The 14715-nt window shown below is 50.2% G+C and carries 16 protein-coding genes; 12 read left to right on the plus strand and 4 right to left on the minus strand.

Going from position 1 to position 14715, the window contains the following annotated elements:
• Genes pilV through HMPREF3139_RS04605 form a run of 4 tightly spaced genes read left to right on the plus strand, consistent with a single transcriptional unit; the run spans window position 1 to window position 2603 of the window.
• Complete coding sequence (pilV, locus tag HMPREF3139_RS04590; RefSeq protein WP_191620578.1) at window positions 1-648, plus strand: type IV pilus modification protein PilV; 648 nt, start codon at window positions 1-3, stop codon at window positions 646-648.
• Window positions 649-650: 2 nt separating this feature from the next.
• Entirely contained in the window at window positions 651-1586 is a 936-nt protein-coding gene (locus tag HMPREF3139_RS04595; RefSeq protein WP_070460863.1) for a PilW family protein, read from the plus strand.
• Complete coding sequence (locus tag HMPREF3139_RS04600) at window positions 1565-2110, plus strand: pilus assembly PilX family protein (protein ID WP_070460864.1); 546 nt, start codon at window positions 1565-1567, stop codon at window positions 2108-2110. The genes HMPREF3139_RS04595 and HMPREF3139_RS04600 overlap by 22 nt, the downstream gene beginning before the upstream one ends.
• A 4-nt stretch (window positions 2111-2114) precedes the next feature.
• A complete protein-coding gene (locus HMPREF3139_RS04605) occupies window positions 2115-2603 on the plus strand; it encodes a PilX family type IV pilin (RefSeq protein WP_070460866.1) in 489 nt (162 codons plus the stop codon).
• 52 nt (window positions 2604-2655) lie between these two features.
• On the opposite strand, the gene HMPREF3139_RS04610 is transcribed toward HMPREF3139_RS04605, so the two are convergent.
• Window positions 2656-3276, minus strand: a complete 621-nt coding sequence (locus HMPREF3139_RS04610; RefSeq protein WP_070460868.1) for a Smr/MutS family protein — start codon at window positions 3274-3276, stop codon at window positions 2656-2658.
• A 136-nt stretch (window positions 3277-3412) separates the two neighbouring features.
• On the opposite strand from HMPREF3139_RS04610, the gene HMPREF3139_RS04615 reads away from it, so the two are divergent.
• The 6 genes from HMPREF3139_RS04615 to mutL all read left to right on the plus strand — a co-directional run bounded on the left by HMPREF3139_RS04615 (window position 3413) and on the right by mutL (window position 9802).
• Window positions 3413-3790, plus strand: coding sequence for a hypothetical protein (locus tag HMPREF3139_RS04615; RefSeq protein WP_070460870.1), 378 nt, complete (start codon window positions 3413-3415; stop codon window positions 3788-3790).
• A gap of 135 nt (window positions 3791-3925) precedes the next feature.
• Window positions 3926-5401, plus strand: a complete 1476-nt coding sequence (gene trpE, locus HMPREF3139_RS04620) for an anthranilate synthase component I (protein ID WP_070460872.1) — start codon at window positions 3926-3928, stop codon at window positions 5399-5401.
• 43 nt (window positions 5402-5444) lie between these two features.
• A complete protein-coding gene (locus tag HMPREF3139_RS04625; RefSeq protein ID WP_070460874.1) occupies window positions 5445-6014 on the plus strand; it encodes an RNA 2'-phosphotransferase in 570 nt (189 codons plus the stop codon).
• Window positions 6015-6097: 83 nt separating this feature from the next.
• Complete coding sequence (locus HMPREF3139_RS04630; protein WP_070460876.1) at window positions 6098-7234, plus strand: 5-(carboxyamino)imidazole ribonucleotide synthase; 1137 nt, start codon at window positions 6098-6100, stop codon at window positions 7232-7234.
• Between the two features lie 72 nt (window positions 7235-7306).
• Window positions 7307-7789, plus strand: a complete 483-nt coding sequence (locus tag HMPREF3139_RS04635; RefSeq protein WP_003747064.1) for a GNAT family N-acetyltransferase — start codon at window positions 7307-7309, stop codon at window positions 7787-7789.
• Window positions 7790-7825: 36 nt separating this feature from the next.
• Window positions 7826-9802, plus strand: coding sequence for a DNA mismatch repair endonuclease MutL (mutL, locus tag HMPREF3139_RS04640; RefSeq protein WP_070460878.1), 1977 nt, complete (start codon window positions 7826-7828; stop codon window positions 9800-9802).
• A 57-nt stretch (window positions 9803-9859) separates the two neighbouring features.
• Here the strand turns inward: mutL and kdsA are convergent, their stop codons facing one another.
• From kdsA to HMPREF3139_RS04655, 3 genes are all read right to left on the minus strand, one after another.
• A complete protein-coding gene (gene kdsA / locus HMPREF3139_RS04645) occupies window positions 9860-10702 on the minus strand; it encodes a 3-deoxy-8-phosphooctulonate synthase (RefSeq protein ID WP_070460880.1) in 843 nt (280 codons plus the stop codon).
• Between the two features lie 74 nt (window positions 10703-10776).
• Window positions 10777-11160 carry an aspartate 1-decarboxylase gene (panD, locus tag HMPREF3139_RS04650; protein WP_036490602.1) on the minus strand — a complete coding sequence of 128 codons (384 nt, stop codon included), beginning with the start codon at window positions 11158-11160 and terminating at the stop codon, window positions 10777-10779.
• Window positions 11161-11238: 78 nt separating this feature from the next.
• A complete protein-coding gene (locus tag HMPREF3139_RS04655; RefSeq protein WP_070460882.1) occupies window positions 11239-12780 on the minus strand; it encodes a YdgA family protein in 1542 nt (513 codons plus the stop codon).
• Window positions 12781-12955: 175 nt separating this feature from the next.
• Here HMPREF3139_RS04655 and HMPREF3139_RS04660 point away from each other — a divergent pair, with 175 nt between their 5' ends.
• The gene (locus tag HMPREF3139_RS04660) at window positions 12956-13546 is read left to right on the plus strand and encodes an aminodeoxychorismate/anthranilate synthase component II (RefSeq protein WP_003683598.1); all 591 of its coding nucleotides are present in this window, start codon (window positions 12956-12958) and stop codon (window positions 13544-13546) included.
• An 88-nt stretch (window positions 13547-13634) separates the two neighbouring features.
• On the plus strand, window positions 13635-14663 hold the full coding sequence (trpD, locus tag HMPREF3139_RS04665; protein ID WP_003747072.1) for an anthranilate phosphoribosyltransferase: 1029 nt from the start codon (window positions 13635-13637) through the stop codon (window positions 14661-14663).
• Window positions 14664-14715 lie beyond the last annotated feature (52 nt).

The following is a 14715-nucleotide window of genomic DNA, read 5'->3' on the forward strand; positions in this document are numbered from 1 at the left end:
ATGAACATTACTAATCCTACTCATCTCAGATCATTTAAAGGCCGTCTGAAAACGAGCTCATCAAGCTTTACCCCAAAACTTCAATCAGGCATGACCCTGATTGAAGTTTTGATTGCCATGTTTGTCCTTGCTATCGGCGTACTGGCCCTTCTGGCTGTTCAATTACGTACCGTATCCAACGTGCGTGAGTCTGAAAATCAAACCACAGTCGCCCAAATTACGCAAAATTTGATTGAAGGCATGCTCATTAATCCGACGCTCTCTGAAGAAACCGATACTGCAGGCGAAAAAACTACTCGTTATAAAAAATCCTACGATGCCTACCTCAAATCAGACTCTAAACAAACTGCAAAATTTGAAGCCAAAATGACCAAAGCGCAACTTGCGCAGGCGCAAATTGCCCAGTTTAAGGCCGACTTAGCCAAAGCCCTTCCCGAAGCCCAAGTCTTCTCGACCATCTGTAAAGATTCTTCCGGTGCAGAGCCGACTTACGAAAATGGGTTTAACGCAAAATGCGATGGCAAAGGCGACACGACCATCGTGAAAGTTTTATGGTTGCAAGATGTCGAAGAAGAAAATAGCGCAAAAAATCTCAATAAATCGGGGCATCACGTTGTCTATACCTACCAATCACGCGTAAGAGACTAACAATGAACAATAAACGCTTACTCAACCATATTCCCAATAAAACCGCGATGCGCGGTTTCAGCATCCTTGAATTTCTGGTTGCCAGTCTGCTCAGTATGATCGTCTTAATGGCTGTCAGCTCCACCTACTTCACTGCACGCGGATTAAACAAATCTGCCAACTCCCGCATCGGTATCCAGCAAGATTTGCGCAACACCGCCAATATGATCGTCCGCGATGCGCGTATGGCAGGCAATTTCGGTTGCTTCAATATGTCGAATTCTCCCGCCTCTGCAGTAATAGAAGACAAAAGCTCGGATGAATACACATTGAAAACAGCTAGTGTGAATAAGCTGTTACCGGTTAAAGAAATCAATAAATTAGGCTATGCAGGTTTTGCTCAAACCGGCAAAGCCCTGCTGTTTCAATATGGAATCGACAAAGCAAACCCTGCTGCAAAAACTGCTATTGTTAGTAGCTGCTCAGGCATTGCAAAGCCTCAAACAGAAATTAAAGATTTGGCGGCGGCAAAATTGGCTTTAAAAATTAACGACTCTGATCAAGACGGCAGTATCGCCATCATGAAACATGAAATGATTGCCTACGCTGTCGGCAAACTTGGCGAAGAGAGCGGTTTGTTCCGTTTCCAATTATCAAATGATGGCTCATGGAGTAATCCGCAGCTGTTGATTAAAGGCATTACAACCATGGATATCCACTATATCTATGCAGAATGTCCTAATTCTGAAAATGCATCTGCCAGCGGAGTAAATACAGAATCATTTGATTACAAAAACGCATTGGATATCTCAGCTGAGGCTAAGTCTCCGGCTTCTATCCAAATCGTACTGAATAACGGCAGTATTGACCCATCAAAAGAACAAGACAATAAAGTCGATATCTATAATATTAATGCCACTATCCGCGGAGGAAACGTATGCGCCGACCGATCACTCTAATCAAACCTGACCGGCAGCAGGGCTATGCTTTGTTTATCGTTTTAATGATGATGGTCGTCATCGCCCTGCTCGTGGTCACAGCTACCCAGTCCTACAATACTGAACAGCGTATCAGCACCAACGATGCCGACCGCAAACTGACAACCACTTTGGCCGAAGCGGCATTGCGTGAAGGTGAAAATCAAATTTTTGATATTGAAGGGAAAAAGACTACTTTTACCGCAAAATGTGAAAAAGGTTTATGTTCCACACCAAATGTCAAATCCAATGGCGATTTTACTGAAGAAGGTAGCCCAACCGTAGATGCTTGGAAGCGTAAATGCGACAAAAGCCTGTGTATTGACACCAATGGTACGGAATATCCTTTAGATAAAAAAAGCGGCATCGCAAACAATCCACGCTACATCATCGAATATTTAGGCAAAACTACCGAGGGTCGAATTACCTACCGCGTTACTGCCAAAGCATGGGGTAAGAATGCCAATACCCAAGTCGTCCTTCAGTCTTACGTTGCCAGCGAATAATAAAATGAATACTACCTCTACCCAACAACTAGGCTTTACGCTGGTTGAGATGATGATTGCCGTCGCCATCTTAGCCATTCTGAGCATCATTGCCATTCCCTCTTACAACCGCTACATTGAACGCGGCTACCAATCACAAGCGCATGCCGAGTTAGTTGCCATCAATTCTGCTTTTAAAACCCAGATGGTTAAAAATCCAAAGTGGAAAACTGATGAGATTAAAACCAAGTTGGATGACTTTATTTCCTCATATAAAGGCCATAAAGATTTGGCAGACAAATACCAATACTCTGCCGAAATGATTGATACCAATAAAAGCCGAGCCTATCGTTTGAAAGCCATTCCCACAAAAACTGGCTACACCCTTTCCGTTTGGATGGATAGTTTGGGCAATGCTTACAAATGCACTGATATGGATTCTGCCAAAGATTTCAAAACCACAATGACCAATGGAAAAGGTTGCGAATCGGTTTCCAAAAAGAAATCTTCTTAGTCTGACAACCATAAAAAAGCAGTGTCATTTTATCGACACTGCTTTTTATATTTTACTGTTTCCAATCATCGTCTCGGCGTTGGCGTTTCAACAAGATCCTGACTGCGCCATCATTGCCTTGTCGAGGCTCGACATAAGCCAATACATCAGGATGCTGCATCAACCAGCGACGCGTCATATTTTTCAAAACCGGTTTATAGCCTGCAGAACCCAAGCCGCTGCCGTGGACAATCTCGCCGCAAACACCGCGTTTTTTCGTAAACTCAATAAATTCGTTCAATACCTGCTGCGCTTCTTCCTGCGTATAGCCGTGCAAATCTACATCCGCCACCACGGGATAATGGCCGTTTCGCAAACGCATCAAATCATTTTTACCCTGCCCGTTTTTACTGAACGAAGCCGGCGGTTCTTCCCAGCCGCCGCTGCCTACATAAAAATAATCTTCCTGCTCCAAAGTCGCCATTTCTTTAGGTCGCGGCTTGATAGGTGATTTATCACGAGGCTGTTCATAATAGTTACCGGCATTTTTCAACGGCGTAACCTTGCCAACCGCCTTGCTGAAATCTACATCCTCTACCAGCTTTTTAGCCTTCGCTTCGGCTTCCCGCTCCGCGGCTTCCTTTTTCACCTGTTTGCCCAAAGCCTTCAGCGTTTCTTGAAAGTTTGCCGTCATGGTTTGTCCTTTCCAAAAAATTGATTGCGCACATTATAGCAAACCCGATTACAAGACCGTCTGAAAGACTCTTATCATCGCTTCTTGTTTAGGGTATAGTATTAACGTATTGCCAGTCTTACAAAAGAGAGAAAATATGTTTAAACGCCCGGAAGAAATCATCGTCTTGATACTTGCCCTATTATGGGTCGTACTCAGCTACTACATTGCCGCCATCCTGATTTCAGATGCCTACACCATTCTCCTGATTACCGTACTGACTTTCGTTTGGGCGGCCATCTGTTTCCTTTTATGGCAACGCAACTTAAGCCGTCATATTTGGCCGCTGTTCCTCGGCAGCCTAGTTGCCTGTTGGTGGCCGTACTTCACTTGGCTTGCAAGCGATGTTCCCGAAGGTACATGGTATTCAGGCTGGACATTCAAATCCATTATTGCCCTGATTCCCGTTATTGCCGCTTATCTCTTCAAGTGGAAACGAAGCCGGAAAAACAAAATCTCCAATACCCTTGCCTGATACCTCGCGCCGTCTTTTTCAGACGGCGTTTTCCATATCTGACATAACGCTCAGACTGTCAACAATCCCAATAAAATGCTATACTCTTCACACGATTTAACACCCTAAAACAGGCCGTCTGAAAGACTTATCAAGATGATCAGCAAACAAGAATACCAAGCCCAAGCCGCACAAGGTTACAACCGCATTCCACTCGTTCAAGAGCTGCTTGCCGACTTGGACACACCGCTCTCAATCTACCTCAAACTTGCCAACAAGCCTTTCACCTACCTGCTCGAATCCGTTGTCGGTGGCGAACGCTTCGGCCGCTATTCCTTTATCGGCCTGCCTTGCAGCCACTATCTCAAAACCAGCGGCAAACATGTCGATGTGTATCAAAACGGCGAAATCGTCGAACAACACGACGGCAATCCCCTGCCCTTTATCGAAGCCTTCCACAACCGCTTCAAAACGCCCGAAATCCCAAGCCTGCCGCGCTTTACCGGTGGCCTGGTCGGCTACTTTGGTTATGAAACCATCTACAATTTTGAACATTTTTCCCACCGCCTGAAACATACGGCCAAAGCCGATCCGCTCGGTACGCCTGACATCCTCCTGATGCTCTCGCAAGAGCTTGCAGTAGTGGATAACCTAAGCGGCAAAATCTACCTGATTGTTTATACCGATCCGTCTCAGACCAACGGCTACGAACGCGCACGCGAACGTCTTGAAGACATCCGTACCCAGTTACGCCAAAGTTGCGCCATCCCACTTTCCCTCGGCAGCAAGCAAACTCAAGCGGTCAGCGAATTTGGAGAAGAACCTTTTAAAGCCTGCGTCAATAAAATCAAAGACTACATCTTTGCCGGCGACTGCATGCAGGTTGTCCCCAGCCAACGCATGAGCATGGAATTTACCGATAATCCGCTTGCCCTCTACCGCGCCCTGCGTACGCTGAACCCATCGCCGTATATGTTCTACTACGATTTCGGCGATTTCCATATTGTCGGCTCTTCGCCCGAAATCCTCGTCCGCCGCGAACGCGACGATGTCATCGTCCGCCCTATCGCCGGCACGCGCCTGCGCGGCAAAACACCAGCTGAAGACCTCGCCAACGAGCAAGACCTGCTGAGCGATGCCAAAGAAATTGCCGAACACGTCATGTTGATTGACTTAGGACGCAACGACGTCGGCCGTATCAGTAAAACCGGCGAAGTCAAAGTCACCGACAAAATGGTGATTGAAAAATATTCCCATGTGATGCACATCGTCTCCAACGTCGAAGGCCGTCTGAAAGACGGCATGACCAATATGGATATCCTCGCCGCTACCTTCCCGGCAGGCACACTTTCCGGCGCGCCTAAAGTCCGCGCTATGGAAATCATCGAAGAAGTCGAACCGAGCAAACGCGGCATCTACGGCGGCGCAGTCGGCGTATGGAGTTTCAACAACGACATGGACTTGGCCATTGCCATCCGCACCGCCGTGATTAAAAACAATACCCTCTTCGTCCAAAGCGGCGCAGGCGTAGTTGCCGACTCCGACCCAACCTCCGAATGGCAGGAAACCCAAAATAAAGCCCGCGCAGTAATACGCGCAGCACAAATGGTGCAAGAAGGGTTGGATAAATAATTTTCAGACGGCCTGCGCTCTGAAATGACTAAACAACAAGATTATGATACTCAACGAAAAACAACTAAAATCCATCAGCAAATTCCTCAGCTTTATCTTGCGTCATCATCCCGAGCAAATCGGTATTACTTTGGATAAAGACGGCTGGGTGGATATTGATACCCTACTGACGCAGGCAAACCATCCCGAGCGCGGCTTTACGGGCAATCCGCTGACATACGAAGTATTGTTGGAAGTGGTCGAAAACAACGATAAAAAACGATTTACGATTTCCGAAGACGGCAAACGCATCCGCGCGGCGCAAGGTCATTCGACGGCACAAGTTCAGGTTGAACACAAAGTGGCGACACCTCCTCAAATTTTGTATCACGGTACGGCTGAGCGGTCTGTGCCGTCTATATTGGAACAAGGACTGCATTCTGCCTCGCGCCATTTTGTCCATCTGTCTGCCGATGCCGAAACAGCCGTCAACGTCGGCTCCCGCCACGGCAAGCCGGTTGTATTGACCATCGACACTGTCGCCATGCTTGCGGCAGGACATCAATTTTATCTGGCGGACAACGGCGTATGGTTAACTGAAAACGTTCCGCCGCAATTTATCGGCAAACTTTAAAACATCAGGCCGTCTGAAACCCATAAACCCTTTTCAGACAGCCCGCAAACACCCTACCCAATTTCTTCATAAAGCGATTATCCATGAACACATCCCCCATCCTCCCTCCTGCTATGCTCGGCATTCTTGGCGGCGGACAATTAGGCAGAATGTTTACTGTTGCTGCCAAAACCATGGGCTACAAAGTAACTGTACTCGATCCCGACCCGAATGCGCCGGCAGCAGAATTTGCCGACCGTCATTTATGCGCGCCGTTTGACGACCAAGCTGCTTTGGAAGAATTGGCAAAATGCGCGGCGGTTACGACCGAGTTTGAAAACGTCAATGCCGACGCGATGCGTTTTCTCGCCAAACACACCAACGTTTCCCCCAGCGGTGACTGCGTTGCCATCGCGCAAAACCGCATTCAGGAAAAGTCATGGATACGCAAAGCAGGTCTGCAAACCGCACCATATCAAGCAGTTTGCAAAGCCGAAGACATCACTGAAGAAAGCGTACAATTTCTGCCCGGCATCCTGAAAACCGCTACTTTGGGCTATGACGGCAAAGGCCAAATCCGCGTAAAAACATTGGATGAACTCAAAGCCGCGTTTGCCGAACACGGCGGCGTGGATTGCGTTTTGGAAAAAATGGTGGATTTGCGCGGCGAGATTTCCGTTATCGTATGCCGTCTGAACAATGACAACGTGCAAACTTTCGACCCTGCCGAAAACATTCACGAAAACGGCATCCTCGCCTACTCTATCGTCCCAGCCCGACTGAGTGCCGACATTCAGCAACAGGCGCGGCAGATGGCACAGCGTTTGGCCGATGAATTAAACTACGTCGGCGTATTGGCAGTAGAAATGTTTGTTGTCGGCGACACGCATGAATTGGTCGTCAACGAAATCGCGCCGCGTCCGCACAACTCCGGCCATCACACCATCGACGCCTGCGCGGCAGACCAATTCCAGCAACAGGTCCGCCTGATGTGCAACCTGCCTCCGGCCGACACTAAATTGCTGAGTTCTTGCTGTATGGCGAATATTTTGGGCGACGTTTGGAAAGAAGACGGCGGCGAACCCGAATGGCTGCCGCTGCAAAGCAACCCGAATGCACATCTGCATCTTTACGGTAAAAAAGCCGCGCGCAAAGGCCGAAAAATGGGCCACTTCACCGTCTTGGCCAACGATGCGGACAACGCGTTCCAAACCGCACAAACTTTGCATCAAAGCCTGTAACTTTACCCACTTTTTTCAGACGGCCTTTGATTGCCAAAGGCCGTCTGAAATCAATTTTTCCGACCATCCGCCATGAGCCTTCTGACCATCCTCCGTCCGGCAACCGAAAAAGACTGCCAAGCCATACACAACGCCCATCTGCATGCCGTTCAATACGCCTGCATCCGCAGTTACGACGAAACCATTATGCACGCATGGGAAAGTCTGCTCGACATCAACAGCTATTTGGAAACCATCTCCGATAAAAACAAAGCCTTGTGGGTAGTCGAATACAAAGGGCTGATTCAAGGCTTCTTCCAAGTCGATTTCAAAGAAGCGCAACTGGACGCCTTATACGTCCATCCGCTCTTCCACAATCTCGGCTTGGGCACGGCCCTGCTCAGCCGCGCCGAAGAAATGGCACGAAATGCAGGCCTCAGCTTTCTCAAACTGTATGCCTCGCTCAATTCCGTGCCTTTCTATCGCCTCAACCGCTACGAATCGCTCGGCACTGCCGTGTTGCAGCTGAACAAAACCGTCCGAGTCGAATGCGAATTGATGCGCAAATACCTGTAATTTCCCCTTCCGCCGTAGCTTTTTTGAAAGAAACCGATGTCCCGAATTGCCGCCCTGCCCGACCATCTTGTCAACCAAATCGCCGCCGGCGAAGTGGTCGAACGCCCTGCCAACGCCTTGAAAGAAATTGTTGAAAACAGTATCGATGCAGGCGCGACGGCGATTGAAGTCGAGCTGGCCGGCGGCGGCATCCGCCTGATCCGCGTCAGCGACAACGGCAGCGGTATCCATCCGGACGACATCGAGCTTGCGCTCCACCGCCACGCCACCAGCAAAATTAAAACCTTAAACGATTTGGAACACGTTGCCAGCATGGGCTTTCGCGGCGAAGGCTTGGCCAGTATCGCCTCCGTCAGCCGCCTGACCCTGACCAGCCGTCAAGACGGCAGCGCGCACGCGACCCAAGTCAAAGCTGAAGACGGCAAACTCAGCAGCCCCACCGCCGCCGCCCACCCCGTCGGTACCACCATCGAAGCCGCCGAACTCTTCTTCAATACACCAGCAAGACGCAAGTTCCTCAAATCCGAAAACACCGAATACGCCCACTGTGCCACCATGCTCGAACGCCTTGCGCTGGCGCATCCGCACATTACCTTCTCACTCAAACGCGACGGCAAACAAGTGTTCAAACTTCCTGCACAAAGCCTGCATGAACGGATTGCCGCCATTGTCGGCGATGATTTTCAGACGGCCTCATTGGAAATTGACAGCGGCAATGGCGCGCTGCGGCTCTATGGCGCGATTGCCAAGCCGACTTTCGCCAAAGGCAAAACCGACAAACAATACTGCTTCGTCAACCATCGCTTCGTGCGCGACAAAGTCATGCTCCATGCCGTCAAGCAGGCATACCGAGACGTATTGCACAACGCGCTGACGCCTGCTTTCGTCCTCTTTCTCGACCTGCCGCCTGAAGCCGTGGATGTCAATGTCCACCCGACCAAAACCGAAATCCGCTTCCGCGACAGCCAGCAGGTGCACCAACTTGTGTTCCACACACTCAACAAAGCACTTGCCGACACGCGCGCCGACTTGACCGAAAGCGTCAGCAACGCAGGCGAAGTGCTGCATGACATTACCGGCGTTGTTTCCACCACAATGCCGTCTGAAAACGGCAGCGAAAATCTGTTTGATAACACATCAAACTACCCGACAGGCAACAAACCCGATACACGCAATGCCTTTGGCTCATCAGGCAAAACCGCGCCCATGCCTTACCAAGCCGCGCGCGCGCCGCAACAACGCAGCCTGTCCCTACGAGAAAGCCGCGCGGCCATGAATACTTATGCCGAGCTCTACAAAAAAACCGACGACATCGACCTTGAGTTGAGCCAATTCGAGCAGGCACGTTTCGGTAATATGCCGTCTGAAACGCCTACTCCCCAAACAGATACGCCGCTTTCAGACGGCCTTCCCTCCCAATCCGAACTGCCGCCTCTCGGCTTCGCCATCGCCCAACTCTTAGGCATCTACATCCTTGCCCAAGCCGAAGACAGCCTGTTGCTCATCGATATGCACGCTGCCGCCGAACGCGTCAACTACGAGAAAATGAAACGCCAACGTCAGGAAAACGGCAACCTGCAAAGCCAGCGCCTGCTCATTCCCGTAACCTTTGCCGCGTCCCACGAAGAATGCGCCGCCCTTACCGATCATGCCGAAACCCTGGCAGGCTTCGGGCTGGAATTGTCCGACATGGGCGGCAATATCCTTGCCATCCGCGCAGTTCCCGCCATGCTCGGTAAAGCCGACGTTGTTTCGCTGGCCAAAGATGTATTGGGCGAACTTGCCCAAGTCGGCAGCAGCCAAACCATCGAGGAACACGAAAACCACATCCTCGCCACCATGTCCTGCCACGGCTCAGTCCGCGCCGGCCGCCAACTGACTTTGCCCGAAATGAACGCACTCCTGCGCGATATGGAAAACACGCCGCGCAGCAACCAGTGCAACCACGGTCGTCCGACTTGGGTCAAACTGACTTTAAAAGAATTGGATGCGTTGTTTTTACGCGGACAGTAACGCCGATAAAAAGGCCGTCTGAAAATGCTTTCAGACGGCCTTTTGACTTATTCGCCCTTAACGAATATCCATAGGTGCAAACGATTTCACGGTTTCATCGATTGCTTTAACACGGGTCAGGAAATCTTCCAATTGGGCAAGCGGCAATGCGCTTGGGCCATCGCATTTGGCTTGGTCGGGATTGGCATGAGATTCAAGGAACAAACCGGCCAATCGGGTTGCCATACCGGCAAGCGCCAAGTCCAATACTTGGGCGCGACGGCCGCCTGATGCGGTGGCACCGGATTCGCGCGTTTGCAGGGAATGGGTTACGTCAAAAATAACGGGCAGGTTGTTACACGTTTTTTTCATCACGCCAAAGCCGAGCATATCGACCACCAAATTGTCGTAGCCGAAATTTGCGCCGCGTTCGCACAAAATGATTTGCTCGTTGCCTGCTTCTTGGAATTTCTCGACGATGTTTTTCATTTGAGACGGGCTGAGGAATTGCGGCTTTTTGATGTTGATGACATTACCGGTTTTCGCCATTGCCACCACCAAATCGGTTTGGCGTGCCAAGAAGGCAGGAAGCTGGATGACATCGCAGACTTCGGCAACCGGCTGGCATTGGTAAGGCTCGTGAACGTCGGTAATCACGGGAACGTTAAACTCACGTTTTACCGCTTGAAAAATCTTCATGCCTTCGTCCAGACCCACACCGCGGAAAGAGTGAATGGAAGAGCGGTTTGCCTTGTCGAAAGAGGCTTTGAACACGTAAGGGATGCCGAGTTTATCAGTTACTTTAACGTATTGTTCACAGGCTTTCAGCGTAGAGTCGAGGTCTTCAAGGACATTGATGCCGCCGAAAAGGGTAAAGGGCGCATCGTTGCTGACGGTGATGTTGTTGATTTGGATATTCACGGCAAAGCCTTTCAGATAAGTTGAATTTGGGAAACAGGCCGTCTGAAACGTTTCAGACGGCCTTTGTTTGAATATTACAACACGGTGTGCGGCGGCTCATAAGAAATCACGTCGCGGATTTTATTGTTCTCATCGACGAGGACGACTTTCGGCTCATGCGCTGCAATTTCGGGTTCGGACAACATGACGTAAGACATGATAATCACGATATCGCCTTTTTGAACCAAACGCGCGGCCGCGCCATTGAGGCAAACGACGCCGCTGCCGCGTTCGCCGGGGATGGTGTAGGTTTCAAGACGTTCGCCGTTGTTGTTGTTGACGATGGCGACTTTTTCGTTCACGCAAATACCTGCCGCATCCAACAGGTCTTGGTCAATGGTAATGCTGCCGACGTAGTTGAGATCGGCTTCGGTAACGGTGGCACGGTGGATTTTGCCGCCGAGCATGGTACGGAACATGGGTTTCCTTTTTGATTGTGGGTTGATTTGCGGTTTTAACTTCAGTGAAGCTAAAACCGCTGTTTGTGTGATTGAGGATTAGTTATTGGGAAAGTCTGATTCGTCAAACTCGGGTTCCGGGTCGCTTTGAAGGACTTTTCCGTTTAATTTCAACTCGCTGTTTTGCAGAGTCAGATGGGTTTTGACATTATCGTCTTCTAAGGTCAGATATTTCTCGCTTGCCATGCTTTTGATGGTGCTGTCCACCATCAGGCGCAAGGTCTCGTTGATATCGTCAATACTGGCACGGCCTGCGGCTTCATCTTCGGCATTGACGCTAAACAGGCTGCTTGCTTGGTTGACGGCGAGCTGCTCCAACAATTTTTTCGGTACGCTCATGTTGAAGTCAGCTTCGGTTTTCTTCAGCATATCGCCCAAATTGTTGAGGTCTTTGGCTGCCAAACCTTTAAACGCGAGTTTGCCACTGACATCGACATCGCCATGAGGCATGGTGAATTTGAAGGTTTTGACGTTTAAAACCGGATTGTTGGTAAACAGGCCCGAAGCCTCGTTTTTGGCCGTCTGAATCAAGGAAGCCTGAATTTCTTCTTCGCTCATTTTCTTCACGGACACTTCGGCAATTTTGTTTTTCAATGCCAGAAGTGATGCCGCATCCAAATGCTCGGCAGCGACATTGATATCCAGAGGGCCGTATTTGTCTTCGCCATAAGTCAGGCTTTCAAATTGGAAGCGGCCTTCGCTGTTGATGAATTTATCGACTTCGCCGGTTTGGGTATCGAAACGCAGTTTGCTGACTTCAATTTTAGACGGAGCAATCGTGCCGGTCGGATTGATGAATGCACCGATTTGCAGGTTGGTCACAAGGTTGACCAATTCGTTCAACTTAACGTTGTAATCGATGTTTTCTTTCCATTGCAACAGGAATTTATCCAGCGTAATGCTGCTCTTGCCCAAAGCAAGCTTGGTCAGGCCGTCTTCCGTTTCGGATTGGAAGCGCAGGTTTTCCAAAGACACATCGCCTTTATCGGCCAATTTGACTTGTAAAGACGGCGCAAGGTAATCGTGGCGATAGCTTTTGAAGCCTTGGCTGTAATCGGTATTGCCGCTAAAGCCTTTCCAGTTGAGCTTGATACCTGAGAGCTCTTCATAGTCGAAGGCGGGGATATTGAGGCTGAGTTTGCCGTCGCCGGAAAGGTAAACCGTATTGGTCATGGTCAACGGCGTTTGCTGGCCGAAGAAGCGGTCCAAAACTTTTTTGGTTTCCGGATGATATTGGAACTCGGTTTCCACGTGAGCGCGCGTACCGAAGCCGCCGGCAAACGGGCCGTGCGTCACATGATTGATGACCGTAATCGGCTCTTGCAGGACGGTTTTCAAATTGTCCGGCAGGTATTTTTGCGTATTTTGAAGCAGGGTCGGTTTGAGGCGGATGACGGTCGTCTCGGTTGAACTGAACCAGCCGCGATCGTATTGGTGGGACTCAACGGTCAGGAAACCGGATTCCTGCAACAGCTTTTGTTGCTCGGTCAGGCTTTCTTCCGCTTTGACACCAAGATAATAAGGCGTGCCGAGCGCAGCGGCGACAACAACGGCGGCAGTCGGGATAAGATACTTTTTCATCACTTCAAACAGATTAGGTTCAAAGCGTAAAGCATAGCATTTTTTAGCTGTTTTGTCTTATCCGCCGTTTCAGACGGCCTTTAGGGGAAGATTGTGATATTATGCAAATATAAACGGTTTTTATACTTTTGGCAGGCCTTACCCTGTCTGCCGAAATGTCATTAAAGGTTTGCAAATGCTTTTATTCATTGATAACTACGACAGCTTCACCTACAACATCGTCCAATACTTTGCCGAATTGGGGCAGGAAGTTTTGGTACGCTGCAACGATGAAATCACCATCGAAGAAATCGAAGCCCTAAAACCGCAATATCTGGTCATCGGCCCCGGCCCTTGTTCCCCTAAAGAAGCAGGCATTTCTGTTGCAGCCATGCAGCACTTTGCCGGCAGGCTGCCCGTCATGGGCGTGTGCCTCGGCCATCAAACCATGGGCGAAGCATTCGGCGGCAATGTCGTGCGCGCGCAAACGATGATGCACGGCAAAGTCTCCCCCGTTTTCCATCACGGCACAGGCATGTTTAAGGACCTGCCCAATCCGGTCAACTGCACGCGCTACCACAGCCTGGCCATCGACCGCGCCACCCTGCCCGACTGCCTCGAAATTACCGCATGGACGGAAGACGGCGAAATCATGGGCGTACGCCACAAAGAATATGCCGTCGAAGGCGTACAGTTCCACCCCGAAGCCCTGCTGACCGAACACGGCCACGATATGCTGAAAAACTTCTTGGAAGAATTCAAAGACTATCGTCCGCAAAAATCTTAATGAAAGGCCGTCTGAAAGGTGTTTGACAGTGTTCAAACCGCATTTTCAGACGGCCTGAATCACATCGGACACGAACAAAGGAAAAATCATGATTACCCCTCAACAAGCGATTGAACGCCTCATCAGCAACAACGAACTTTTCTACGATGAAATGACCGACCTCATGCGCCAAATCATGAGCGGCCAAGTTCCGCCCGAGCAAATCGCCGCCATCCTGACCGGCCTGCGGATTAAAGTTGAAACCGTTTCCGAGATTACCGCCGCAGCCAGCGTGATGCGTGAATTTGCCACTAAAGTGCCGCTGGAAAACGCCGATGACTTGGTCGATATTGTCGGCACGGGCGGCGACGGTGCCAAAACCTTCAATATTTCCACGACTTCCATGTTTGTCGCGGCTGCGGCAGGCGCGAAAGTCGCCAAACACGGCGGCCGCTCCGTTTCTTCATCCAGCGGCGCTGCCGATGTCATGGAACAAATGGGCGCCAACCTCAATCTCAACCCCGAACAGGTTGCCCAAAGCATTCAGCAAACCGGCATCGGCTTTATGTTCGCGCCCAACCATCACAGCGCCATGCGCTATGTTGCCCCTGTCCGCCGTTCGCTCGGATTCCGCAGCATCTTCAATATCTTGGGCCCACTGACCAATCCTGCCGGCGCGGCAAACCAACTCTTGGGCGTGTTCCACATCGACTTGTGCGGCATTCTTTCCCGCGTATTGCAACAGCTTGGTTCCAAACATGTTTTGGTTGTGTGCGGCGAAGGCGGTTTGGATGAAATCACGCTGACCGGCAAAACCCGCGTTGCCGAACTGAAAGACGGCAAAATCACCGAATACGATATCAGCCCGGCCGATTTCGGCATGGAAATCCGCCGCAATTTGGACGAAATCAAAGTCGAAAACGCGCAAGAATCCCTGCAAAAAATGAACGAAGTGCTGGATGGCAAAGTCGGTGCCGCACGCGACATCGTCGTCCTCAATGCAGCCGCCGCGCTCTACGCAGGAAATGTGGTCGCATCGCTGGCGGACGGTGTCAAAGCCGCGCAAGAAGCCATCGACTCCGGCAAAGCCAAAGCCAAAAAAGACGAGTTTATCGAATTTGGCAAACAGTTTGCCTAAACTTTAAAACCATAAACAAAGGCCGTCTGAAAAATCTTTCAGACGGCCTTTT

Origin of the sequence: Neisseria sp. HMSC15G01 (genome assembly GCF_001808255.1) — a bacterium.
Lineage (GTDB): Bacteria > Pseudomonadota > Gammaproteobacteria > Burkholderiales > Neisseriaceae > Neisseria > Neisseria subflava_A.

Bases quoted from the DNA above. Each gene is read 5' to 3' on its own strand.
- pilV (WP_191620578.1), top strand. From the start codon at position 1: ATGAACATTACTAATCCTACTCATCTCAGATCATTTAAAGGCCGTCTG.
- HMPREF3139_RS04595 (WP_070460863.1), top strand. From the start codon at position 651: ATGAACAATAAACGCTTACTCAACCATATTCCCAATAAAACCGCGATG.
- HMPREF3139_RS04600 (WP_070460864.1), top strand. From the start codon at position 1,565: ATGCGCCGACCGATCACTCTAATCAAACCTGACCGGCAGCAGGGCTAT.
- HMPREF3139_RS04605 (WP_070460866.1), top strand. From the start codon at position 2,115: ATGAATACTACCTCTACCCAACAACTAGGCTTTACGCTGGTTGAGATG.
- HMPREF3139_RS04610 (WP_070460868.1), bottom strand. From the start codon at position 3,276: ATGACGGCAAACTTTCAAGAAACGCTGAAGGCTTTGGGCAAACAGGTG.
- HMPREF3139_RS04615 (WP_070460870.1), top strand. From the start codon at position 3,413: ATGTTTAAACGCCCGGAAGAAATCATCGTCTTGATACTTGCCCTATTA.
- trpE (WP_070460872.1), top strand. From the start codon at position 3,926: ATGATCAGCAAACAAGAATACCAAGCCCAAGCCGCACAAGGTTACAAC.
- HMPREF3139_RS04625 (WP_070460874.1), top strand. From the start codon at position 5,445: ATGATACTCAACGAAAAACAACTAAAATCCATCAGCAAATTCCTCAGC.
- HMPREF3139_RS04630 (WP_070460876.1), top strand. From the start codon at position 6,098: ATGAACACATCCCCCATCCTCCCTCCTGCTATGCTCGGCATTCTTGGC.
- HMPREF3139_RS04635 (WP_003747064.1), top strand. From the start codon at position 7,307: ATGAGCCTTCTGACCATCCTCCGTCCGGCAACCGAAAAAGACTGCCAA.
- mutL (WP_070460878.1), top strand. From the start codon at position 7,826: ATGTCCCGAATTGCCGCCCTGCCCGACCATCTTGTCAACCAAATCGCC.
- panD (WP_036490602.1), bottom strand. From the start codon at position 11,160: ATGTTCCGTACCATGCTCGGCGGCAAAATCCACCGTGCCACCGTTACC.
- HMPREF3139_RS04655 (WP_070460882.1), bottom strand. From the start codon at position 12,780: ATGAAAAAGTATCTTATCCCGACTGCCGCCGTTGTTGTCGCCGCTGCG.
- HMPREF3139_RS04660 (WP_003683598.1), top strand. From the start codon at position 12,956: ATGCTTTTATTCATTGATAACTACGACAGCTTCACCTACAACATCGTC.
- trpD (WP_003747072.1), top strand. From the start codon at position 13,635: ATGATTACCCCTCAACAAGCGATTGAACGCCTCATCAGCAACAACGAA.